At 70.3% G+C, this 22,340-nt stretch carries 19 protein-coding genes; 12 read left to right on the top strand and 7 right to left on the bottom strand.

The window, feature by feature from the left end; all coding sequences use genetic code 11:
• Window positions 1-7 precede the first annotated feature (7 nt).
• Together panC and panB are read right to left on the bottom strand one after the other, a co-directional pair.
• Entirely contained in the window at window positions 8-850 is an 843-nt protein-coding gene (gene panC, locus ACX938_RS11265; RefSeq protein WP_459431125.1) for a pantoate--beta-alanine ligase, read from the bottom strand.
• The gene (gene panB, locus ACX938_RS11270; protein ID WP_459431126.1) at window positions 850-1,680 is read right to left on the bottom strand and encodes a 3-methyl-2-oxobutanoate hydroxymethyltransferase; all 831 of its coding nucleotides are present in this window, start codon (window positions 1,678-1,680) and stop codon (window positions 850-852) included. Before panB ends, panC begins: the two co-directional genes overlap by 1 nt.
• Before the next feature lie 150 nt (window positions 1,681-1,830).
• Between panB and ACX938_RS11275 the strand changes: the two genes are divergently transcribed.
• The 6 genes from ACX938_RS11275 to ACX938_RS11300 are packed head-to-tail and all read left to right on the top strand — an operon-like array spanning window position 1,831 to window position 8,442.
• Window positions 1,831-3,297, top strand: coding sequence for an ABC transporter substrate-binding protein (locus tag ACX938_RS11275; RefSeq protein WP_459431127.1), 1,467 nt, complete (start codon window positions 1,831-1,833; stop codon window positions 3,295-3,297).
• A gap of 57 nt (window positions 3,298-3,354) precedes the next feature.
• On the top strand, window positions 3,355-4,299 hold the full coding sequence (locus ACX938_RS11280) for an ABC transporter permease (RefSeq protein ID WP_459431128.1): 945 nt from the start codon (window positions 3,355-3,357) through the stop codon (window positions 4,297-4,299).
• On the top strand, window positions 4,296-5,111 hold the full coding sequence (locus ACX938_RS11285; protein ID WP_459431129.1) for an ABC transporter permease: 816 nt from the start codon (window positions 4,296-4,298) through the stop codon (window positions 5,109-5,111). Before ACX938_RS11280 ends, ACX938_RS11285 begins: the two co-directional genes overlap by 4 nt.
• Complete coding sequence (locus ACX938_RS11290) at window positions 5,108-6,709, top strand: dipeptide ABC transporter ATP-binding protein (RefSeq protein ID WP_459431130.1); 1,602 nt, start codon at window positions 5,108-5,110, stop codon at window positions 6,707-6,709. The genes ACX938_RS11285 and ACX938_RS11290 overlap by 4 nt, the downstream gene beginning before the upstream one ends.
• Window positions 6,699-7,439: a glucose 1-dehydrogenase gene (locus tag ACX938_RS11295; RefSeq protein ID WP_459431131.1), complete on the top strand. Its 741-nt coding sequence runs from the start codon at window positions 6,699-6,701 to the stop codon at window positions 7,437-7,439. Before ACX938_RS11290 ends, ACX938_RS11295 begins: the two co-directional genes overlap by 11 nt.
• Window positions 7,423-8,442, top strand: a complete 1,020-nt coding sequence (locus ACX938_RS11300; RefSeq protein WP_459431132.1) for a P1 family peptidase — start codon at window positions 7,423-7,425, stop codon at window positions 8,440-8,442. Before ACX938_RS11295 ends, ACX938_RS11300 begins: the two co-directional genes overlap by 17 nt.
• A gap of 462 nt (window positions 8,443-8,904) precedes the next feature.
• Here the strand turns inward: ACX938_RS11300 and ACX938_RS11305 are convergent, their stop codons facing one another.
• Both ACX938_RS11305 and ACX938_RS11310 read right to left on the bottom strand, forming a co-directional pair.
• The gene (locus ACX938_RS11305; RefSeq protein WP_459431133.1) at window positions 8,905-10,182 is read right to left on the bottom strand and encodes an acetylornithine deacetylase/succinyl-diaminopimelate desuccinylase family protein; all 1,278 of its coding nucleotides are present in this window, start codon (window positions 10,180-10,182) and stop codon (window positions 8,905-8,907) included.
• Window positions 10,183-10,308: 126 nt separating this feature from the next.
• Window positions 10,309-11,235 (bottom strand): DUF2125 domain-containing protein, encoded by a 927-nt coding sequence (locus tag ACX938_RS11310; RefSeq protein WP_459431134.1) that lies wholly within the window; start codon window positions 11,233-11,235, stop codon window positions 10,309-10,311.
• Between the two features lie 66 nt (window positions 11,236-11,301).
• Here ACX938_RS11310 and ACX938_RS11315 point away from each other — a divergent pair, with 66 nt between their 5' ends.
• The 3 genes from ACX938_RS11315 (at window position 11,302) to ACX938_RS11325 (ending at window position 14,907) form a co-directional block, all read left to right on the top strand.
• Window positions 11,302-11,829, top strand: a complete 528-nt coding sequence (locus ACX938_RS11315; protein ID WP_232753828.1) for a gamma-glutamylcyclotransferase — start codon at window positions 11,302-11,304, stop codon at window positions 11,827-11,829.
• A gap of 66 nt (window positions 11,830-11,895) precedes the next feature.
• Window positions 11,896-13,113, top strand: a complete 1,218-nt coding sequence (locus tag ACX938_RS11320; RefSeq protein ID WP_459431135.1) for a biopolymer transporter ExbB — start codon at window positions 11,896-11,898, stop codon at window positions 13,111-13,113.
• 3 nt (window positions 13,114-13,116) lie between these two features.
• Complete coding sequence (locus ACX938_RS11325; protein WP_459431136.1) at window positions 13,117-14,907, top strand: peptidoglycan -binding protein; 1,791 nt, start codon at window positions 13,117-13,119, stop codon at window positions 14,905-14,907.
• 6 nt (window positions 14,908-14,913) lie between these two features.
• On the opposite strand, the gene ACX938_RS11330 is transcribed toward ACX938_RS11325, so the two are convergent.
• The 3 genes from ACX938_RS11330 to gloB all read right to left on the bottom strand — a co-directional run bounded on the left by ACX938_RS11330 (window position 14,914) and on the right by gloB (window position 19,121).
• Entirely contained in the window at window positions 14,914-15,867 is a 954-nt protein-coding gene (locus ACX938_RS11330; RefSeq protein WP_459431137.1) for a M23 family metallopeptidase, read from the bottom strand.
• Window positions 15,867-18,197 (bottom strand): ATP-dependent Clp protease ATP-binding subunit ClpA, encoded by a 2,331-nt coding sequence (gene clpA / locus ACX938_RS11335; RefSeq protein WP_232753832.1) that lies wholly within the window; start codon window positions 18,195-18,197, stop codon window positions 15,867-15,869. The genes ACX938_RS11330 and clpA overlap by 1 nt, the downstream gene beginning before the upstream one ends.
• A 156-nt stretch (window positions 18,198-18,353) precedes the next feature.
• Complete coding sequence (gene gloB, locus ACX938_RS11340; RefSeq protein WP_459431138.1) at window positions 18,354-19,121, bottom strand: hydroxyacylglutathione hydrolase; 768 nt, start codon at window positions 19,119-19,121, stop codon at window positions 18,354-18,356.
• A 64-nt stretch (window positions 19,122-19,185) separates the two neighbouring features.
• Between gloB and ACX938_RS11345 the strand changes: the two genes are divergently transcribed.
• From ACX938_RS11345 to atpA, 3 genes are all read left to right on the top strand, one after another.
• Window positions 19,186-19,923 (top strand): methyltransferase domain-containing protein, encoded by a 738-nt coding sequence (locus ACX938_RS11345; protein ID WP_232753834.1) that lies wholly within the window; start codon window positions 19,186-19,188, stop codon window positions 19,921-19,923.
• A gap of 317 nt (window positions 19,924-20,240) precedes the next feature.
• On the top strand, window positions 20,241-20,801 hold the full coding sequence (locus ACX938_RS11350) for a F0F1 ATP synthase subunit delta (RefSeq protein ID WP_232753835.1): 561 nt from the start codon (window positions 20,241-20,243) through the stop codon (window positions 20,799-20,801).
• Window positions 20,802-22,340: a F0F1 ATP synthase subunit alpha gene (gene atpA, locus ACX938_RS11355; RefSeq protein ID WP_232753836.1), complete on the top strand. Its 1,539-nt coding sequence runs from the start codon at window positions 20,802-20,804 to the stop codon at window positions 22,338-22,340.

Consider the following 22,340-nt stretch of genomic DNA (forward strand, 5'->3'; position numbering starts at 1 on the left):
CCTGCCCTCACACCTCGATGTTGTCGATCAGCCGCACGCCGCCGATCCAGGCAGCGGCGAAGAGCCTCGCGGGGGCCTCGGGGCGCTCCATCAGCCGCAGATCGCCGCTGGCGCGCAGCTCGAGGTATTCGACCTCGGCGAAGCCCGCCGCGGCGAGATCCGCCCGCGCCGCCGCCCCGGCCACGCTCGCGGTGTCGCCGTCGCGCAATGCGGCGGCCATGGCCCCCATGGCGCGGGGCAGGGCGGCGGCCGCGGCCCGCGCCGCCGCGTCGAGCCGAAGGTTCCTCGAGGACATCGCCAGCCCGTCGGGCTCGCGCACCGTGGGGCAACCCTTCACCTCGATCGGCAGGTCGAGGTCGGCGGCCATCCGGCGCACCACCTGCAGCTGCTGGTAGTCCTTTTCCCCGAAGAAGGCGCGGTCGGCGCCGCTTTGCAGGAAAAGCTTCGAGACCACCGTGGCGACCCCGTCGAAATGCCCGGGCCGATGCGCGCCGCAGAGGACGTCCGTCAGACCGGCGACCGACACCGTGGTGGCGAAGCCCTCGGGGTAGATCTCGCCGGGCTCGGGCACATAGAGCGCATCGACGCCGTAGGGCGCCAGGGCCTCGGCGTCGGCCTCTTCGGTGCGGGGGTATTTCGCCAGGTCGCTGGCGTTGTTGAACTGCCGGGGATTGACGAAGATCGTTACGATTACCCGGTCGCAGGCGGATTTCGCGGCGGCGACCAGGCTCAGGTGCCCCTCGTGCAGGGCGCCCATGGTCGGCACCACGCCGATGCTTTCGCCGGCCTGGCGCCAGCCCGCCACGGCGGCGCGCAGCTCGGCCTTGCGGCGCAGGATCGCTGCCGCCATCAGCCGCGCTCCGGGGCGTCGTCGCCGAAGACGTGCTCGGGGCCGGGGAAGCTGCGGGCGCGGACCTCGGCGGCATAGGCGGCGATGGCGGCCTCGCCGTCCTCGCCGAGCGTGGCGAAGCGCTTCACGAACTTCGGCTTGAAGGCGGTGAAGAGCCCCAGCATGTCGTCGACCACCAGCACCTGCCCGTCGCAGCCCGCCGAGGCGCCGATGCCGATGGTCGGGATCGCGACCTCGGCGGTGATCCGGTCGGCGAGGCTTTGCGGCACCTTCTCGAGGACCACCGCGAAGGCCCCGGCGGCGGCCACGGCGCGGGCGTCCGACAGCAGCCCGTCGCCGGCCTGGCCCCGGCCCTGCACCTTGTAGCCGCCCAGCGTGTTCATCGACTGCGGCGTCAGCCCGATATGGGCCATGACCGGCACCCCGCGCGCCACGAGGAAGCGGATCGTCTCGGCCATCTCGGTGCCGCCCTCGAGCTTTACCGCGCCCGCGCCGGTCTCGGCCATGAGCCGCCGGGCGTTGCGGAAGGCCTGCTCGGGGCTTTCCTCGTAGGAGCCGAAGGGCATGTCGATGACCATCATCGCGCGCTCGAGCCCGCGGCGCACCGCCTGGCCGTGCAGGATCATCATCTCCATCGTCACCCCCAGCGTCGAGGGCAGCCCGTGCAGCACCATGCCGACGCTGTCGCCGACCAGCACGAGGTCGCAATGGGCGTCCATCATCCGGGCCATGGGCGTGGTATAGGCGGTCAGGCTGACGATCGGATCCGTGCCCTTCATGGCGCGGATGTCGTCGGGCAGCGGGGCGGTCTTCCGTCCGGTGGCGCTCAACCTCGTCTCCTTTCGGGGTAAAGCCGTGTCGCGACGCGCCTTATCACCTGGTGTCCCCAGCGCCTAGGCGGCATTGCGATCTCGGCGCTTGATCGTCGCGTCGAATGGCTGAAACATGGGGCCATCCGTCACGGCAAGGAGGTTGCCCCCATGTTCCGTCGCACCCTGACCGCGCTTGCGTTCGTCGCGACGCCGGCTCTCGCGCAGCAGAGTGATCTGACGCTGGCGATCCAGCTCGAGCCGCCGCATCTCGATCCGACCTCCGCCGCGGCCGGGGCCATCGACAGCGTGCTTTATTCCAACGTCTTCGAAGGGCTGACCCGCTTTGCCGCCGACGGCTCGGTCGAGCCGGCGCTGGCCGAAAGCTGGGAGATTTCCGAGGACGGGACCACCTATACCTTCACCCTGCACGAGGCCGTGCGCTTCCACGACGGCAGCGCCTTCGACGCCGAGGACGTGAAATTTTCGCTCGACCGGGCCCGCGCCGAGGACAGCGTGAACGCCCAGAAGGCGCTGTTCGAGGGCATCTCCGAGGTCAGCGTGGTCGATCCTGCCACGGTCGAGATCACCCTGGCCCAGCCCGACGGCAGCTTCCTGTTCAACCTGGCCTGGGGCGACGCGGTGATCGTGGCGCCCGAGACCATCGAGGGCATCAAGCAGACCCCCGTGGGCACCGGGCCCTTCGCCTTCTCCGAATGGGTGCAGGGCGACCGGGTGGAGCTGACCCGTTATGCCGACTACTGGGGCCCGGCCCCGGCGCTGGAGGCGGCGACCTTCAAGTTCATCTCCGATCCGACCGCGGCCTTCGCGGCGATGATGGCCCAGGACATCGACGCCTTCGCGGGCTTCCCCGCGCCCGAGAACATCGCCCAGTTCGAGGTCGATCCGCGCTTCCAGGTGCTCATGGGATCGACCGAGGGCGAGACGATCCTGGCGATGAACAATGGCCAGGAGCCCTTCGACGACCCCGCCGTGCGCGAGGCCGTGGCCCATGCCGTCGACCGCCAGGCGATCATCGACGGCGCGATGTTCGGCCAGGGCACGCCGATCGGCACGCATTTCGCGCCGCATCACCCCGATTACGTCGATCTGACCGACCTCTCGCCGCATGACCCCGAGGTGGCGCGGCAGATGCTGGCCGACGCGGGCTACGGCGAGGGCTTCTCGACCACGCTGAAGCTGCCGCCGCCCTCCTACGCGCGGCGCGGCGGCGAAATCATCGCCGCGCAGCTGCGCGAGGTCGGCATCGAGACCGAGATCACCAACCTCGAATGGGCGCAATGGCTCGAGGAGGTCTTCCGCGGCAAGGACTACGGGCTCACCATCGTCAGCCACACCGAGCCCATGGACATCGGCATCTACGCCCGGCCGGATTACTACTTCCAGTATGACAACCCCGACTTCCAGGCGCTGATGACCGAGCTGACCGGGACCACCGACGCGGGCGACCGCTCGGACCTCCTGGCCGAGGCGCAGCGCATGATCGCCGAGGATCACGTCAACGGCTACCTCTTCCAGCTCGCCTTCCCGACCGTCGCCGACGCGCGGCTGAAGGGGCTCTGGCAGAACCAGCCGACCCAGGCCAACCCGCTGGCCGGGGTCAGCTGGGCCGAGTGATCAGCCCGGCCCGCGCGCCGCTGGACCCTCGGGTCCGGCGGCCCTAACCTGCCCCCCATGCTGGCCTATGCCCTTCGCCGCCTGGTCTCGCTCGGCCTGTCGCTTGTCGTCGCCTCGCTGGTCATCTTCCTGGTGGTCGAGGTGGCGCCCGGCGATCCGGCCAGCTTCATGCTGGGCATCAACGCCCAGCCCGACACGGTGGCGGCGCTGCGCGCCGAGCTGGGGCTCGATATGCCGAAATGGCAACGCTACCTGGCCTGGGTCGGCGGCATGCTGACCGGCGATTTCGGCATGTCCTACACCTATCGCACGCCGGTCTCGGAGATGGTCATGGACCGGCTCTGGATCTCGCTGCCGCTGGCGCTCTACGCGCTGGTGCTGTCGACCGCGCTGGCCTTTCCGGCGGCGCTCCTGGCGGCCTCGCGGCGCGGCGAGGCGGGGGATTTCGCGGTCATGGGGGCGACGCAGCTCGGCATCGCGGTGCCGAACTTCTGGTTCGCCATGCTGCTTGTGCTGCTCTTCGCGATCAACCTCGGCTGGTTCTCCGCCGGCGGTTTCCCGGGCTGGGAGGATCCCGGCGCCGCCCTCAAGGCGCTGACCCTGCCGGCGGTGGCGCTGGCGCTGCCGCAGGCGGCGATCCTCGCGCGGGTCATGCGCTCGGCGCTGATCGACATCCTGGCCGAGGACTTCATGCGCACCGCGCGGGCCAAGGGGCTGACCCGCGCCCAGGCGCTCTGGCGGCACGGGGTGCGCAACGCGCTGATCCCGGTGCTGACGATCCTGGGCCTGCAGTTCTCCTTCCTGCTGGCCGGCGCGATCATCATCGAGCAGGTCTTCTTCCTGCCGGGGCTCGGGCGGCTGATCTTCCAGGCGATCTCGCAGCGCGACCTGATCGTGGTCGAGAGCGTGGTCATGCTCCTGGTCTTCGCGGTGATCCTGGTGACCTTCCTGACCGACATGGCCTATGCCGCCGTCGACCCGCGGCTGAGGCGGCGGGCATGATCCGCAGGCTGGCCCCCGGGGCGGCGCTGAGCCTCGTCTTCGTGGTCGCGGCCGTCCTGTCCTATCTCTGGACGCCCTATGCGGTCGACGGCATGGCCATCGCCGACCGGCTGAAGGCGCCGAGCGGCGCGCATCTGCTCGGCACCGATCATTTCGGGCGGGACATCCTGTCGATGCTCATGGTCGGCGCGCGGACCTCGCTGGCGGTGGCGCTGGTCGCGGTGGGGATCGGGATGGGGCTCGGCGTGCCCCTGGGCCTCGCCGCCGCCGCGCGGCACGGGGGCTGGCTCGACGAGGTCATCATGCGCGGCAACGACCTGGTCTTCGCCTTCCCGAGCCTCGTCATCGCGATCCTGATCACCGCCATCGCCGGGCCCTCGGCGCTGAACGCGATCATCGCCATCGGCATCTTCAACGTGCCGGTTTTCGCCCGGCTGACGCGCGGCGCGGCGCTGGCGCTCTGGGCGCGGGAGTTCATCATGGCCGCCCGCGTCGCGGGCAAGGGACGGGTGCGGATCTCGGTCGAACATATCCTGCCCAATGTCACCAACCTCCTGATCGTGCAGGGCACCATCCAGTTCTCGCTGGGCATCCTGGCCGAGGCGGGGCTCTCCTACGTGGGCCTAGGCGCGCAGCCGCCGGTGCCCTCCTGGGGGCGGATGCTGGCCGATGCGCAGACCATGGTGGCGCTGGCCCCGCATGTGGCGCTGATGCCTGGGCTCGCCATCGTCTTCAGCGTGCTGGGGCTGAACCTCCTGGGCGACGGGCTGCGCGACGCGCTCGATCCCAAGCTGCGCGAGGTGCGGGCATGAGCGTGTTGTCGATCGAAGAGCTCTCGGTGGCCATCGGCGGGCCGATCCTGCGCGATGTCTCGCTCGAGATCGCGCCCGGAGAGATCCTCGCCCTGACCGGCGAAAGCGGCTCGGGCAAGTCGATGACGGCGCTGGCGGTCATGGGGCTCCTGCCCCGGGTGGCGGGGGTGACCGGGCGCATCTCGGTCGACGGGGCCGAGGTCACGGGACGTTCGGAGAAGGCGCTCTGCGCGCTGCGCGGCGCGACCATGGGCATGGTCTTCCAGGAGCCGATGACCGCGCTGAACCCGGTGCAGCCGATCGGCCGGCAGGTGGCCGAGACCGCGCGGCTGCACCGCCCGCCCGCGCGCGGCGAGGCCGAGAGCCTGGCGCGCGCCGCGCTCGACCGGGTGGGGCTGTCCGAGATCCCGCTGTCGCGCTTTCCGCACGAGCTTTCCGGCGGGCAGCGCCAGCGCGTGGTGATCGCCATGGCGACCGTGCTGCGCCCCAAGCTCCTGATCGCCGACGAGCCGACGACCGCGCTCGACGTGACGACCCAGGCGCGCATCCTTGAGCTCTTGCGCCGGCTCGCCCGGGACGAGGGCATGGGCCTTCTGCTCATCACGCACGATTTGGCCGTGGTGCACGGGCTGGCCGATCGGATCGCGGTGATGAACCGCGGCGAGATCGTCGAGACCGGCCCCACCGGCGAGGTCTTCGCCGCGCAGCGCCACGCCTATACCCGGGCGCTTTTTGCGGCCTCCCGGCACCGCGCGGCGCTGGCGCCGCGCCCGCCCGGCCCGCCGCTTCTCGAGGTCTCGAAGCTCTCGCAGTCCTACGCCCTGCCGCGCAAAAGGCTCTTCGCGCCGCGCCCGCGCTTCCGGGCGCTTTCCGAGGTGGGCTTCGGCATCCGCGCCGGCGAGCGGGTGGGGCTCGTGGGCGAATCGGGCTCGGGGAAATCGACGCTGACCCGGGCGCTCCTGGGGCTCGAGGCGCCCGAGGCGGGCGGCGTCACCCTGGCCGGCGTGCCGGTCTCGGCCCGCGCCACCCCGCCCGAGACCCGGGCGCAGATGCAGGTGGTCTTCCAGGACCCCTACGGCAGCTTCAACCCGCGCCACCGGGTCGGGCGGCTGGTGGCCGAGCCTTTCCACCTGATGCCCGGCGCGCCCAAGGGCCCCGACCGCGAGGCCGCCGTGGCCGAGGCGCTGGAGGCCGTGGGCCTCTCGGGCCGGGACGCCGCGCGGCACATCCACGAGTTCTCGGGCGGGCAGCGCCAGCGCATCGCCATCGCCCGGGCGCTGATCACCCGGCCGCGCTTCATCGTCTTCGACGAGGCGGTCTCGGCGCTCGACGTGCGGGTGCGGGCGCGGATCCTCGACCTGATCGCCCGGCTCTCCGAGGACTACGGGCTTGCCTACCTCTTCATCTCGCACGACCTTTCGGTGGTGCGCGGGATCACCACCCGCGTCCTGGTCCTGCGGCGCGGCGAGATCGTCGAGGAAGGGCCCACCGACGAGGTCCTGGCGCGCCCGCGCCACGCCTATACCCAGGAGCTGATTGCCGCCGCGCCGGTCTTGCCCGCGGATCTGGCGGCAGGAGAGGAGATCCATGCGACTTGAGGGAAAACGCGCCATCGTGACCGGCGGCGGCTCGGGCTTCGGCGCCGGCATCGCCCGGCGCTTCGCCGCCGAGGGCGCGAGGGTCATGGTCGCCGACATCAACGAGGAGGCCGCCCGCGCCGTCGCCGAGGAGATCGGCGGGCTCGCCGCCCGCGCCGACGTGGGCTCAGGCCCCTCGGTCGAGGCCATGGCCCGCCGCGCCCAGGAGGTCATGGGCGGGGTCGACCTCCTGGTGAACAACGCCGGGGTGACGCATGTGCCGACCCCGCTGGAGGAGGTCTCCGAGGCCGAGTTCGACCGGGTCTTCGCGGTCAACTGCAAGTCGGTCTATCTGACCGCCCGCGCCTTGGTGCCCGCGATGAAGGCGGCGGGCCGGGGCGCCATCGTGAACGTCGCCTCGACCGCGGGGCTCTCGCCGCGCCCGAAGCTCAATTGGTACAACGCCTCGAAGGGCTGGATGGTGACCGCGACCAAGACCATGGCGGTGGAGCTGGCGCCCTTCGGGGTGCGGGTGAACGCGCTCTGCCCGGTCGCGGGCGAGACGCCGCTCCTGGCCTCCTTCCTGGGCGAGGACACCCCGGAGATGCGCGCGAAGTTCCTCGCGACCATCCCGCTGGGGCGCTTCTCGACGCCGGGCGACCTGGCCAATGCGGCGCTTTTCCTGGCCTCGGACGAGGCCGCGATGATCACCGGAACCGCGCTGGAGGTGGATGGTGGCCGCTGTATCTGACCCCCGCCCGGGGCCCCGCAACCTGATCACCGACATCGAAGGGCTGAGGGTCGGCAACGCCGGCGACGCGCGGCTGAAATCGGGCGTCACGGTGCTGACCGGGGACCAGCCCTTCACCGCCTCGGTCGCCGTCCAGGGCGGCGCGCCCGGCACCCGCGAGACCGACCTTCTGGCCCCCGACAAGACCGCGCCCGGGGCCGATGCGCTGGTGCTCTCGGGCGGCTCGGCCTTCGGGCTCGCCGCCGCGCAGGGGGTGATGGACGCCCTGGCCGAGGCCGGCCGCGGCTTCCCGGTGCTCTCGGCGCGGGTGCCCATCGTGCCCGCGGCGATCCTCTTCGACCTGCTGAACGGCGGCGACAAGGCCTGGGGCGAGAACCCCTATCCCGCGCTTGGCCGCGCGGCGCTGGGTGCGGCGGGGGGCGAGTTTGCGCTCGGCAGCCAGGGCGCGGGCATGGGCGCGCAGACCGCACAGGTGAAAGGCGGGCTCGGCTCGGCCTCGCTGGTCCTGGAAAACGGCGTGACGGTGGCGGCGCTGGTCGCGGTGAACCCCATGGGCTGCGTGACCACCGCCTCGGGCCGGCATTTCCACGCCGCCCCCTTCGAGATCGGCGCGGAGTTCGGCGGACTCGGCCCGGACCCCGCGCAAGGCTACCGGCCGCCGAGGCCCTCGAAGAAGCTCGCCGCCATGGCGGGGCTCTCGAACACCACCATCGGCGTGGTGGCGACCGACGCCGCGCTCGACAAGGCGCAGTGCCACCGGCTGGCGGTCGCGGCCCACGACGGGCTCGCCCGCGCGATCCAGCCCGCGCATTCGCCCATGGACGGCGACCTGGTCTTCGCCGCGGCCACCGGCGCGCGGGCGCTCTCCGACCCGGCGCTGGAGCTCTCGGCGCTGGGCCACGCGGGCGCGGTGGTCATGGCGCGGGCGATCGCGCGGGGGGTCTGGGAGGCCGAGGGCTCTGACGGGGACCTCTTGCCGGCGTTCCGCGATAGTCTTGCGTAAGGGGCTGGTGGCGCGGGCGGGAGCGAGGGGCCAGCCCCTCGCGCTCCCCGAGGTATTTTTGCCAAGCTGAAGCAGGGGGGTGTGGTGCTTGTTTGGGCTTGGTTCGGGCGTTGGTTGCTGGTGTCGGGTCCGGGGCGTTGAAGGACGGCACGCTTGGGGAGGGCGTGGTGTGGGGGCCTTGGGGTGCGGAGCGGTCGGGACGCTTCAGGGCTGGTTTGGCGAGGCGCTTGGCGGTCTGGGCCTCTGGGAGGGCGGCGCGGCACTCAAGGGACGCCGCGCCTTGTGACGATTGGAGACGGAGCCGGGCGCGGCTTGGGCACGCGATCGATGGCGCCGCGCGCAGTGCACCGCGCGAGCTGCCCGGCGGCGCGGGCGCTTTGTGGAGACTGGAGGCGGAGCCGGGCGCGGACCTAGGTCCGGTCGCGGGCGCCTTGAGCGGCGCGGCGCCTTCACCCGGCGCGGTCAGCCGGGCAGCAGCAGTTTCTGCATCACACGGGCCATGACGCGGGCGCTGTCGAGCATGTCGGTCACGCCGATCCATTCGTCGGGCTTATGGGCCAGCTCGAGGATGCCCGGGCCATAGGCCACGCAGTTCTTCAGCCGCCCGATCCGGTCGATGTGCTTCTGGTCGTAGCTGCCGGGCGAGGCGACGTGCTGGGCGGGGCCGCCGAGGGTCTCGGCGATGGCGGCCTCGAGGGTGGTGACCACCGGCGCCTCGGGCGCGGTCATCGAGGGCAGCACGCGGTTGATCTCGCGCAGGTCGTAGTCGAAGCGCGGGCGCTCGGCCTTCAGCCCTTCAAGGAGGCCGCGCATCTCGGCCTCGACCGCCTCCACGCCCTCTTCGATCAGGAAGCGGCGGTCGACGGTGATCCGGCAGCTGTCGGGCACGCAATGCACCGGCAGCGCGGTGCTGCCCTCGGGCTCCTCGGGCTGGCCGCCGTGGATCGCGTTGATGTTCATGGTGGAATTGCGCGCCCCGTCGGGGATCACCGGCATCTCGGTGCGGCGCGCGGCGAGGGCGGGAAAGAGGTCGCGCTCGAAGGCGTCCAGCACCGCGCCCATGTGGCGCACCGCGCAATCGCCGAGGAAGGGCATGGAGCCATGGGCGATCTCGCCCTTGGTCTCGATCTCGGCCCACCAGCCGCCGCGGTGGCCGAGGCAGATCCGGTCCTTGCCGAGGGGTTCGGGGATGATGACATGCTGCACCCGCGCGGGGTCGAACCAGCCTTCCTTTGCGAGATGCGCGACGCCGCCGTAGCCGCCCGATTCCTCGTCGCCGGTGGCGGAGATCTCGATGGCGCCGGCGAAATCGGGGTGTTCCTCGAGGAAGGCCTCCACCGCGATGATCGAGGCGGCGAGCCCGCCCTTCATGTCGCAGGCGCCGCGGCCGTAGATCCGGTCGCCCTCGAGTTCGGCGCCGAAGGGATCGCGGGTCCAGCCATGGCCGACCTCGACCACGTCGATATGCGAGTTGAAATGCAGGCAGTCGCCGGGGCGCGTGCCCTCGCGGCGGGCCAGCATGTTCCAGCGCGGATAGGCGTCGCTGTCGCCCGGGGCGCCCTCGGCGCGGATCATCTGCACCGTGAAGCCGCGCGGCTCGAGCCGGCGGGCGATGTCCTCGCAGATGTCGCGGTAATGCGCGCCGGGCGGGTTCAGCGTCGGCACGCGCAGAAGCGCCTGGGTGAGGGCGATGATCTCGTCGCGCTTTTGCGCGATGTGCTGGGCCAAACTGTCGCTCATGCGCCCCACTCTCGGGCGCGGGGCGGGGCATGGCAAGAGGGGCGGGCCGCCGTGACTTGGGGTCAGGCGGCGGCGCGGTCGGGGCGGCGGTTCGCCCCGGTGCCGCCCTCGGCGCCGCCCCGGCGCTCAGGAGCGGGGCAGGGCGGGCAGCCGTCCGAGCGGCAGCGGGCCGAGCTTGACCTGGCCCTTGTCGATGTCGAGCGGCAGGCTCAGCGTCGTGCCGCCGCCCTGGAAGGCCGCCACGCCCGAGAGCAGGTTCTCGGTCAGCGACAGCGTCGCGGGCGGCAGGGCGCCTTCGCGGCGAGCGCCCTCGATCAGCGCGGGCCAGCCCTCGGCGGTCAGCGTCAGCGCGCCCTCGGCGCGGCCCTTGCCGTCAAACTCGAGCGGTCCCGAGAGCATCAGCTCGCCCTCGGCATCGCCATAGGCCAGCCGCGAGAGCTCCAGCGCGGTGAGCCGGTGGGGCGCGGGCAGCCCCTCGGCGGAGAGCCGCAGGTCGGCGCTGAGCCGGGCCGCGCCGGGGGCAGCCTCGGGGCCGGAGACGGGGCTCGCCTGCAGCGCGGCCTGCCAATCGCTCGGGCCCTGCCGCAGCGCGCCGGTCAGATCGGCGAGATGCAGCGCGCCGAGGTCGGCGCGGGTCAGGCTCAGACGCCCGGCCTCGAGGTTGGCGCGGTCGAGCCTGCCCTCCTGCCAGACCAGGCTGGCGCGCAGGCCTTCGCTGGCAAGCTGATAGACCGTGTCGCCTTGCGAGATGCGCTGCGCGCCGCGGGCGGCGAGGATCACATGGCCGGGGTTGTAGACCAGCTGCATGACCTGCAGCTCCGGCACCTCCCAGAGCGGGCCTTCGGGCGGCGCCAGCGCCAGGTCGTTGAACCGCGCGTCGAGCCGGTTCGGAAAGCCGCGCAGGGCGATCTCCTCGGCCTCGGCGGTCCAGCCCTCGGCGCGCAGCGCCGCAAGCCGGTCGTCGATCTCGGCCCGGAGCGCCCGCGCCTGCCAGAGCCAGACCCCGGACCAGGCCAGCGCCAGGAGCACAACCAGTATTGTCAGTCGTTTCACGCGCAACCACCTTTCCCGCAAAGTCGATCCGTGTTTAGAGCCGGTGAAGGAAAAGGACCAGAAACCATGACGCTTTGGGTCTTCGGTTACGGATCACTTCTGTGGAATCCGGGCTTTGAAGTGAGCGAAACCGTGCCGGCGCGGCTCGATGGCTACCGGCGCAGCTTCTGCATGCGCTCGATCCATCACCGCGGCACCCCCGAGGACCCGGGGCTGGTGCTGGCGCTCGACGAGGAACACGGCAGCTATTGCGACGGGCTGGCGCTGGCCGCAGCCCCTGGGCAAAGCGAAGAGGTCCTGGCCTACCTGCGCGAACGCGAGCTGGTCTCGGCGGCCTATCTCGAACGGCTCTTGCCGCTGAAGCTCGTCGACGGGCGCGAGGTCACCGCGCTGGTCTATGTGATCGACCCCGACCACGGGCAATACTGCGAGCTGCCGCTCGAGGAACAGGCCGGGATCATCGCCGGGGCCCATGGCGGGCGCGGGCCGAACACCGAGTATCTGTTCAACACCGCCGCGCATCTGCGCGAGCTGGGCATTCCCGATGCAGAGCTGCAATGGCTCGACCAGCGGGTGCGCGAGCTGGTGGCATAGAACTTGGCTTGATCCGGGCAAGGGTCTAGGGTCCGGGCGAAACAACCAGCGTCAGGAGCGATCCCCTTGGTTCAACCGGACCTCGAGGCCGAGCCGCATTTCTCCCAACCGCTGCGTCAGGTGGTCCTGATGCTGGCGGTGCTGGGCCTGTCGGCCTTCGGCGCGGTCATGGCGCTGCCCTCGGTGCTGCCGGTCTTCACCGCCAACCCCTATCTCAACGCCTTCATCCTGTTTGTCTTCATCCTCGGCGTGCTGGCCTGCTTCTGGCAGGTGGCGCAGCTGATGTATTCGGTGCGCTGGATCGAGAATTTCGCCCGGGGCGGGGCGCATTCGGGCCGGGCGCCGCAGCTTCTGGCGCCGCTGGCGCAGCTCATGCGGGCGCGCGGGCGGCGGATGAAGATCACCACCACCTCGACCCGGTCGATCCTCGATTCCGTCGCCCAGCGGATCGACGAGGCGCGCGAGATCACCCGCTACATCGTCTCGCTGCTGATCTTCCTGGGCCTTCTGGGCACCTTCTGGGGGCTCGCCACCACAGTGCCGGCGCTCGTCGAGACGATCCGCGGGCTGGCCCCGCAGGAGGGCGAGACCGGCGTCGATGTCTTCTCGCGGTTGATGAACGGGCTCGAGGGGCAGCTCGGCGGCATGGGCATCGCCTTCGCCTCCTCGCTCCTGGGGCTCGCCGGCTCGCTGATCGTGGGGCTCCTGGAGCTTTTCGCGGGCCACGGGCAGAACCGCTTTTACCGCGAGCTCGAGGAATGGCTCTCCTCGATCACCCGCATCGGGGTCTCGGCCAGCGATGGCGAGGGCGCGGGCGAGATGTCGGGCGCGGCGGTGGCGCTGGAACAGGTGGCCGACCAGCTCGACACCATGCGCCAGCTCTACCTGCGCTCCGAGGACAACCGCAGCGATGTCGAGACCCGGCTGGCGCAGCTCGCCGACAGCGTCGAGCGGATGACCGAGCGGATCGAGGCTTCCTCGCCCTCGGCGGCGACCTTCGCGCGGCTGGCCGAGGGCCAGGAGCGGCTGATCGAGGCGCTGTCGCACCAGGAAGAGACCGGGCTCGACGCGGAAAGCCGGATGCGGCTGCGCTCGATCGACGTGCAGATGCTGCGCATCCTCGAGGAGATGTCCGCCGGCCGGCAGGAAAGCATGGCCGAGATCCGCACCGATCTGGCCGCGCTGAGCCGGGTGATCGGCCAGATGAGCCGCCAGTCCGCGCCCGCCCCGGGCGGCGAGACACCGGTGCGCCCCCAGCGCGTGACCCGCCGGCAGGAGGGCTGAGCCATGGCGCTGTCGCGGCGCACGGGTCAGCGGTTCCAGGCCTCGATCTGGCCGGGCTTCGTGGACGCGATGACCGGGCTGCTGCTGGTCCTGATGTTCGTGCTGACGATCTTCCTGGTGATCCAGGCGGTCCTGCGCGAGACGATCACCGGGCAGGAGACGCGGCTCTCCTCGCTGAGCGAGCAGATCGCCGCGCTTTCCGATGAACTGGGCATGGCCGAGCGGCGGAACAGCTCGCTCGAGACCCGGCTGGGCGAGCTGGAATCGACGCTGGACGACCGCGACACCCGGATCGTCGAACAGGAAAGCATCATCGCGGCGCTCTCGGCGGAACGGGCGCGGCAGGACGCGGCCCTGGCCGAGGCGCAGGGCCGGATCGGCGATTTCGAGGACCGCGTGGCGGCGCTTCTGTCTGAGCAGGAGGATGCCGAGGGGCGGATCGCCGAGCTGCTGGCGACCCGCGAGGAGCTGGAGACCGCGCGCGAGGAGCTCCTGAGCGAACAGGAGGCGCTGAACCTTGCGCTGGCCGAGGCCCGCGACGAGATCGACGCCGGGGCCGAGGCGGCGCGGCTCGCCGCCGCCCGGCGCGAGGCGCTGGAAGCCTTGGTGGCCGATCTGCGCGACAAGAACGCCGATGCGGACGCCCAGGTGGCGCGGCTCGCGGGCGAGGTCGAGGAGCTGGACCAGGCCCTGAGCGAGGAAGAGGCCGCGCGGCTCGCCGAGGCCGAGGCCGCCCGGGCCCTGCGCGCGCGGCTCGAATCCGCCGATGCCGAGCTGACCGCCATGACCCTGCGCCTCGAAGAGCGCCGCCGCGAGGCCGAGGAGACGCTGACGCTTCTGGCCGCCGCCCGCGCCGCCGAGGAGGAGCTGAACCAGCGGCTCGCCGCCGCGCTCTCGGGCGAGGAGGCCGCGGGCCGCACCGCCGAGGAGCTGCGCGAGGACCTGGCCCAGGCGCTGGCCGCCCAGGTCGCCGCCGCCTCGGAGGCCGAAGCGGCCATGAGCGAGGCCGAGCGCCAGCAGGTGCTTCTGGCCGCCGCCCGCGAAAGGCTCTCGGAGGAGCAGGAACGCGCCAGCAGCGCCGAGCGCGAGACCGAGGTGATGAACCAGCAGGTCGCCGCCCTGCGCCGGCAGCTCGCCTCGCTGCAGGCGACGCTGGATGCCGCCGAGGTGGCCGACGCCGAGGCCCAGGTGCAGATCGACAACCTCGGCTCCCGGCTCAACGCCGCGCTGGCCCGCGCCGCCGCCGAGGAACGCGCCCGGCGGCAGGCCGAGGAAGAGGCCCGGCGGCTCGAAGAGGAACGCGCGGCCCGCCTCGAGGCCGAGAACCAGGACCTCGCGCGTTATCGCTCGGAGTTCTTCGCCGAGCTGCGCGACCTCCTGGCCGACCGCGAGGGCGTGCGCATCGAGGGCGACCGCTTCGTCTTCTCCTCCGAGGTGCTTTTTGCGCCGGGCTCGGCCGATCTCTCGGCCCTGGGCCGGCGCGAGATCGCCGGGGTGGCGGACATCCTGCGGGAAATCTCGGACATCATCCCCGAACAGATCGACTGGGTGATCCGCGTCGATGGGCATACCGACGACCGCCCGCTCCTGCCCGGGGCGGAGTTCGCCGACAACTGGGAGCTGAGCCAGGCCCGGGCGCTGTCGGTGGTGCGTTTCCTCTCCGAGGCACAGGGCATCGCGCCGGGGCGGCTGTCGGCCAATGGCTTCGGGGAATACCAGCCGATCGACCGGGCCGACACGCCCGAGGCGCGGGCCCGCAACCGCCGGATCGAGCTGAAGCTGACCGAGAAGTGAGGTGGCCTAGCGCACCGTCACGAAGGCCTGGCGGACGGCCAGGACGCTCTCGCCGCGCATGAGCCGCACCTCGCCCCGGTAGTCCCCCGCGGGCCAGCCCATCGCCGGCGCGCGCCGTCCGTAGGCGCGGAAGAGCTGCCGCTCGGGCGCATCGAGCAGCACCGAATGGGCGAAAACCGCGCCCTGCGGGCCCCTCGCGTGGATCAGGAGCGTGTCGCCCGGTTGGGCCAGGAAGACATGGCCGTAAAGCACCAGCGCGGCATCGGGGGGCAGGGTGGCGCGCCGGGCCGAGCCGTCCTGCACCGCGCGCAGGTCGGGCACCGCGTCGCTGAAGCCCGCCGTGTAGAGCCCCGCCGGGTCGTAGCCGGGCGGGCCCTGCCAGAGCGAGGGGCCGTCCGTGCCGCAGCGCTCCTCCGCCTCGGGGGCGAAGGGGTCGATGGCGCGGCCCTCGTCCAGAACGGTGAAATGCAGATGCGGGAAGTTGGTCAGGCCCGACATGCCGATCTGCCCCAGCACCGCGCCGCGCGTGACGCGTTGGCCGGGCGAAACCGCGACCGAGCCCGCGCGCAGGTGGCAATAAAGCGTCTCGAGCCCGCCGCCATGGTCGATGCGGACGCCGTTGCCGCATTCCACCTCGGCCACCTGGCGCCGGTCGGTGAGCCGCCGGTCGGCCAGCCCCTCGCGCACCGCCGCCACCCGGCCCGGCGCGGCGGAAAGGACCGCGACACCCGCCTGCATCTGCGCCTCGGTCAGAAGCGCGATGTCGGTGCCGGAATGGCCGTCGCGGCTTTTCACCCCGCAGGTGTAATCCTGCTGACCGGGGCCCGGGTCGGCGTCGACGTAATCCTCGATCACGCAGCTTTCGCCGAGGGCGCAATCCACCGGCCAGGACAAAAAAACCTCCGCCGCGACGGGCGCGGCGGAGGTCGTCAGGATCAGGGCCGCAAGCGCGGCGCGCATCACTCGGCGGTCAGAAGCGGCGGCTTCTTCGAGGACAGGCGCCGTTTCTCGGGGCCGTCGAGCTGCAGGTCCAGCTCGCCGTCCTTGACCGCGACGCGGACCACGCCGCCCTTGGCAAGCTTGCCGAAGAGCAGCTCCTCGGCCAGCGGCTTCTTGATGTGCTCCTGGATCACGCGGCCCAGCGGGCGCGCGCCCATCTTGTCGTCGTAGCCCCGTTCGGCCAGCCATTCGGCGGCGGGCTTGGTGAGCTCGATGGTGACATTGCGGTCCAGGAGCTGCGCCTCGAGCTGCAGGACGAACTTCTCGACCACCTGCAGGATCGTCGACTTGGGCAGCGGCTGGAAGCTGATCACCGCGTCCAGGCGGTTGCGGAACTCCGGCGTGAAGGTCCGCTCGATCGCCGCCGTGTCCTCGCCCTCGCGGCGGTCGCGGCCGAAGCCGATGGCCGCTTTGGCCTGTTCGGTGGCGCCCGCGTTCGAGGTCATGATCAGGATCACGTTGCGGAAGTCGACCGTCCGGCCGTTGTGGTCGGTCAGCGTGCCGTGGTCCATCACCTGCAACAGGATGTTGTAGACATCCGGGTGCGCCTTCTCGATCTCGTCGAGCAGGAGCACGCAGTGCGGATGCTGGTCCACCCCGTCGGTGAGCTGGCCGCCCTGGTCGAAGCCGACATAGCCCGGAGGCGCGCCGATCAGGCGGGAGACCGCGTGTTTCTCCATGTATTCCGACATGTCGAAGCGCAGGAGTTCCACCCCGAGGCTGTCGGAGAGCTGCTTGGCCACCTCGGTCTTGCCGACGCCGGTGGGGCCGGCGAAGAGGTAGTTGCCGATCGGCTTGTCGGGCTCGCGCAGCCCGGCCCGGGCCAGCTTGATCGCCGAGGACAGCGCCTCGATGGCCTGGTCCTGCCCGAAGACCACGCGCTTCAGCGTCGCCTCGAGGTCCTTCAGCACCTCGGCATCGTTCTTCGAGACGTTCTTCGGCGGGATCCGCGCGATCTTGGCGACGACGGCCTCGATCTCCTTGGTGCCGATCGACTTGCGCCGCTTGCTCTCGGCCAGAAGATGCTGCGCCGCGCCGGCCTCGTCGATCACGTCGATCGCCTTGTCGGGCAGCTTGCGGTCGTTGATGTAGCGCGCCGAAAGCTCGACGGCGGTCTTGATCGCGTCGTTGGTGTATTTGATCGCGTGGTGTTCCTCGAAGTAGGGCTTGAGGCCCTTGAGGATCTTCACGCTGTCCTCGACCGTCGGCTCGTTCACGTCGATCTTCTGGAACCGGCGGCTGAGCGCGCGGTCCTTCTCGAAGTGCTGGCGGAACTCCTTGTAGGTGGTGGAGCCCATGGTGCGCAGCTTGCCGCCCTGAAGCGCGGGCTTCAGCAGGTTGGAGGCATCCATGGCCCCGCCCGAGGTGGCGCCGGCGCCGATCACGGTGTGGATCTCGTCGATGAAGAGCACCGCGTCGGGGTGTTCCTCGAGCTCGGTGACGACGGCCTTCAGCCGCTCCTCGAAGTCGCCGCGGTAGCGGGTGCCGGCGAGCAGCGCGCCCATGTCGAGCGAGAAGATCGTGGTCTTGGACAGCACCTCGGGGGTCTGGCCGTTGACGATCTTGCGCGCCAGGCCCTCGGCGATGGCGGTCTTGCCGACGCCCGGGTCACCCACCAGGAGCGGGTTGTTCTTGCGGCGGCGGCAGAGCACCTGGATGCAGCGCTCGACCTCGCTTTCACGGCCGATCAGCGGATCGACGTCGCCCTTGCGGGACTTGGCGTTCAGGTCGACGCAGTATTTTGCCAGCGCCGATTCCTTGCCGTCGTCGGCGGGGCCGCCGGCATCGGTGGCCTGGGCCTCTTCCTCTTCGGTGGCGCCCTGCACCGGGCGGCTTTCGCCGTAGGCGGGGTTCTTCGCCACGCCGTGGGCGATGAAGTTCACCGCGTCGTAGCGGGTCATGTCCTGCTCTTGCAGGAAGTAGGCGGCATTGGACTCGCGTTCGGCAAAGATCGCCACCAGCACGTTGGCGCCGGTGACCTCGGTCCGGCCCGAGGACTGGACGTGGATCGCGGCACGCTGGATCACCCGCTGGAAGGCGGCGGTCGGCACGGCCTCGGAGCCCTCGATGTCGGTCACGAGGTTCGACAAGTCGTCGTCGATGAATTCCACCAGCGTGGTGCGCAGCTCCTCGGTGTCGACGTCGCAGGCCTTCATCACGCGGGCCGCGTCGGGCTCGTCGATGAGCGCCAGGAGGAGGTGTTCAAGCGTCGCGAACTCGTGGCTGCGCGAGTTCGCGAGCGCCAGGGCTGCATGGATGGCCTGCTCAAGGGAGTTCGAGAATGAAGGCACCGGCGATGCTCCTCTTATTGACGCCGGGGCGTGCCGCCTCGGCTTTGCCTCTTGAAGTCAAGGTTCGGTCGATTGACCCATTGCTTCAAGCGTTTTCTAGGTCGAGCCCGGTCAACTCCGGGGAAGCGTAGCGTGATCGCCGCGGTCGCGGGCAGATCAGAACGCATCCTTGCGTCGCCGGATCTCTGCGAAGACTTCCGCTGCGGGTGCATCCGTCATTCCGAGGGCCTCTCGGACCGGGGCATCACCCGCCCGCAGGAAGGGGTTGGTTGCCAGTTCATCGCTCAGACGCGACGGGACCGTCGGCTCGCCCTTCGCCCGCGCCTCGGCCACCGCGTCTATACGAGAAATAAGCGCCTTGTTCTCCGGTTCAATGGTGATCGCGAAGCGGCCGTTGGCGGTGGTGTATTCATGGCCCGAGCAGATCACCGTCTCGGCGGGCAGCCGGGCCAGTTTCGACAGGCTCTCCCACATCTGCTCCATGGTGCCCTCGAAGACCCGCCCGCAGCCAAGCGCCATCAGGCTGTCGGCGGTGAAGGCAAGCCCGCTTTGCGGCAGGTGGAAGGCGATATGGCCCACCGTATGGCCCGAGACGTCCATGACATGCACCGCCTCGCCGGCGAAGTCGAAGCTCTCGCCCTCGCCGACGCGGCGGTCGAGGGGCGGCAGCCGGCTGGCATCGGCGCCGCAGCCGGTCACGGTGACCTCACGGCCCTTCAGAAGTTCGTCGAGCCCTTGGACGTGGTCGGCGTGGTGATGGGTGATCCAGACCTCCGAGAGCTGCCAGCCGCGGGCCTCGAGCGCCGCGGCGATCGGCGCCGCCTCGGGCACGTCCACCACGGCGGTGGCGCCGCTTTCGGCGTCATGGATCAGGTAGGCGTAGTTGTCCGAGAGGCAGGGCACGGTGACGAGATCGAGAGGCATGGCCTTTTGGCTCCGTCTTTGTCAGGGTTTTGACTAAGGCTAGGACGGCGGCAGGGGCCCGGCAATGCATCTCGACGTGCGCGACCTGCGCAACTTCTACTACCGCAACGCCCTGGGCCGCGCGGCGCAGAAGATCATCCGCGACGAGGTGCGCGCAACCTGGCCCGACACCCATGGCCATACGGTGGTGGGCTACGGCTTCGCCGCGCCGCTCCTGCGGCCCTTCCTCGGCGACAGCCGCCGGGTGGTGGCGCTGATGCCGGGGCCGCAGGGGGTGATCCCCTGGCCCGCGGGCCTGCCCAATGTCTCGGTGCTTTGCGACGAGACGCAATGGCCGCTCGAGACCGGGCATGTCGACCGGCTGGTGGTGATGCACGGGCTCGAGACCTCCGAGGACGCCTCGGCGCTGCTCGACGAATGTTACCGGGTGCTGGGGCCGGGAGGCGAGGCGCTCTTCATCGTGCCGAACCGCACCGGGCTCTGGGCGCGCTCGGACCGGACGCCCTTCGGCTACGGGCGGCCCTATTCGGCCAGCCAGCTCGAGAACCTCTTGTCCTGGCACGACTTCCTGCCCGAGGACCACATCTCGCTACTGTATCAGCCGCCCTCGACCCGGCGCTTCTGGATGAAGACCGGGCCCTTCTGGGAGCGCATCGGCCGGGCTGTCCCGGCGATCATGGCCGGCGGCGTCATGGTGGTGCGCGCCAAGAAGCGCTACCCGCCCCGGCCCCGCGGCGTCGGAGAGCGGGCGCCCTCGCCGATGGGGGCCCTGGCGCCCAAGCCGGTGGCAAAACCCGCCTGAGCGGCGCGCGGCGCCCGCAGGCCGGGCCCGCCCGGAGGGAATCGCGCGCTTTTCCTCGAAAAAATGTTACCCAACAGGGGCTTCCCGGGGCGGATTGCTTGGCGCAGAAGGTCGCACCCGCGGTGCTTTGCCGATAAGCTATTGATTTTCTTGACCCCGGCCCAAGCCCTTAAATCCGGCCTAGCATGTTGCGGGGTTGGGGTTGCTCTGCTACATCCGCGCTGATTTCAGGGCCCTGGCTCCCCGCCAGGAGACAAAAACGCCTCCGGATCCGCCTCGCGGCTGGGTCACGGAGGCTTGATAGCGGAAGGATGGACGTGTCTGAACCAGCTTCGATTTCCTCCGGCATCGCAGAGCGCTACGCAGCGGCCGTCTTCGACCTCGCCCAGGAGGCAAACGCGCTCGACACGCTCGAAGCCAACATCGACGATCTCGCACAGGCGCTGGTGGACAGCACCGACCTGCGCGATCTGATTCATTCCCCGGTCTACAGCCGCGACACCCAGGAAAAGGCGATCACCGCGATCGCTTCCAAGATGGGGCTGATGGACGTGCTGAAGAACACGCTGGGCCTCATGGCGTCGAAGCGCCGCCTGTTCGTGCTGCCGGCGCTGATCGCCCAGCTCCGCGAGCGCATCGCGGGAGCCAAGGGCGTCGTCACCGCCGAGGTGACCACGGCGACCGAGCTTTCGAGCGAACAGTCCGCAAAGCTCGCCCAGACGCTCAAGGCCCAGGTGGGCCGTGATGTCGAGATCAAGACGACCGTCGACGAAAGCCTCATCGGCGGTCTTGTTGTTAAGGTGGGCTCGAAGATGATCGATACCTCGATCCGCTCGAAGCTCCATTCCCTCCAGAATGCAATGAAAGAGGTCGGATAAATGGGTATCCAAGCAGCCGAAATTTCTGCGATCCTGAAGGAGCAGATCAAGAACTTCGGTCAGGAGGCCGAAGTCGCCGAGGTGGGTCGCGTTCTGTCGGTCGGTGACGGGATCGCCCGTGTGCACGGCCTCGACAAGGTCCAGGCCGGCGAGATGGTCGAGTTCCCGGGTGGTATCCGCGGCATGGCGCTGAACCTCGAGGTCGACAACGTCGGCGTCGTGATCTTCGGCTCGGACCGCGACATCAAGGAAGGCGACACCGTCAAGCGCACCAACGCGATCGTGGACGTGCCGGTCGGCGACGCCCTGCTCGGCCGCGTGGTCGACGGTCTCGGCAACCCGCTGGACGGCAAGGGCCCGATCGAATCCGCCGAGCGCCGCCTGGCGGACGTGAAGGCCCCCGGCATCATGCCGCGGAAGTCGGTCCACGAGCCCATGGCGACCGGCCTCAAGGCCATCGACGCGATGATCCCGATCGGCCGCGGCCAGCGTGAGCTGATCATTGGCGACCGCCAGACCGGCAAGACCGCCGTGGCGCTGGACGCCATGCTCAACCAGAAGAGCTACAACGAAGCCGCGGGCGACGACGAGAGCCAGAAGCTCTACTGCGTCTATGTGGCCGTCGGCCAGAAGCGCTCGACCGTGGCGCAGCTGGTGAAGAAGCTCGAGGAAACCGGCGCCATCGAATATTCGATCGTCGTCGCCGCGACCGCCTCGGACCCCGCGCCGATGCAGTATCTTGCGCCCTACACCGCGACCGCGATGGGTGAATACTTCCGCGACAACGGCCGCCACGCGCTGATGGTCTATGACGACCTCTCCAAGCAGGCCGTCTCCTACCGTCAGATGTCGCTGCTGCTGCGCCGCCCGCCGGGCCGCGAAGCCTACCCGGGCGACGTCTTCTACCTGCACTCCCGCCTGCTGGAGCGCTCGGCGAAGATGAACGAGGAGAACGGCGCGGGCTCGCTGACCGCCCTGCCGATCATCGAAACCCAGGGCGGCGACGTCTCGGCCTTCATTCCGACCAACGTGATCTCGATCACCGACGGCCAGATCTTCCTCGAGACCGAACTGTTCTACCAGGGCATCCGCCCGGCGGTGAACACCGGTCTGTCGGTGTCGCGCGTCGGCTCCTCGGCCCAGACCTCGGCGATGAAGTCGGTCGCGGGCCCGGTGAAGCTGGAACTGGCGCAGTACCGCGAGATGGCGGCCTTCGCGCAGTTCGGCTCCGACCTCGACGCCGCGACCCAGCGCCAGCTGAACCGCGGTGAGCGTCTCACCGAGCTGATGAAGCAGCCGCAGTATTCGCCGCTGACCAACGCCGAGATCGTCTGCGTCATCTTCGCCGGCACCAATGGCTACCTCGACAAGATCCCGACCCGCGAGGTCGGGCGCTTCGAGCAGGGCCTGCTCCAGCATCTGCGTGGCAAGCACAAGGACCTGCTGGACTGGATCACCAAGGAAGATCCCAAGGTGAAGGGCGAGGCGGCCGACAAGATCAAGGCCGTGCTGGACGAATACGCCGCCGACTTCGCGTAA

Source organism: Roseivivax sp. (assembly GCF_054552075.1).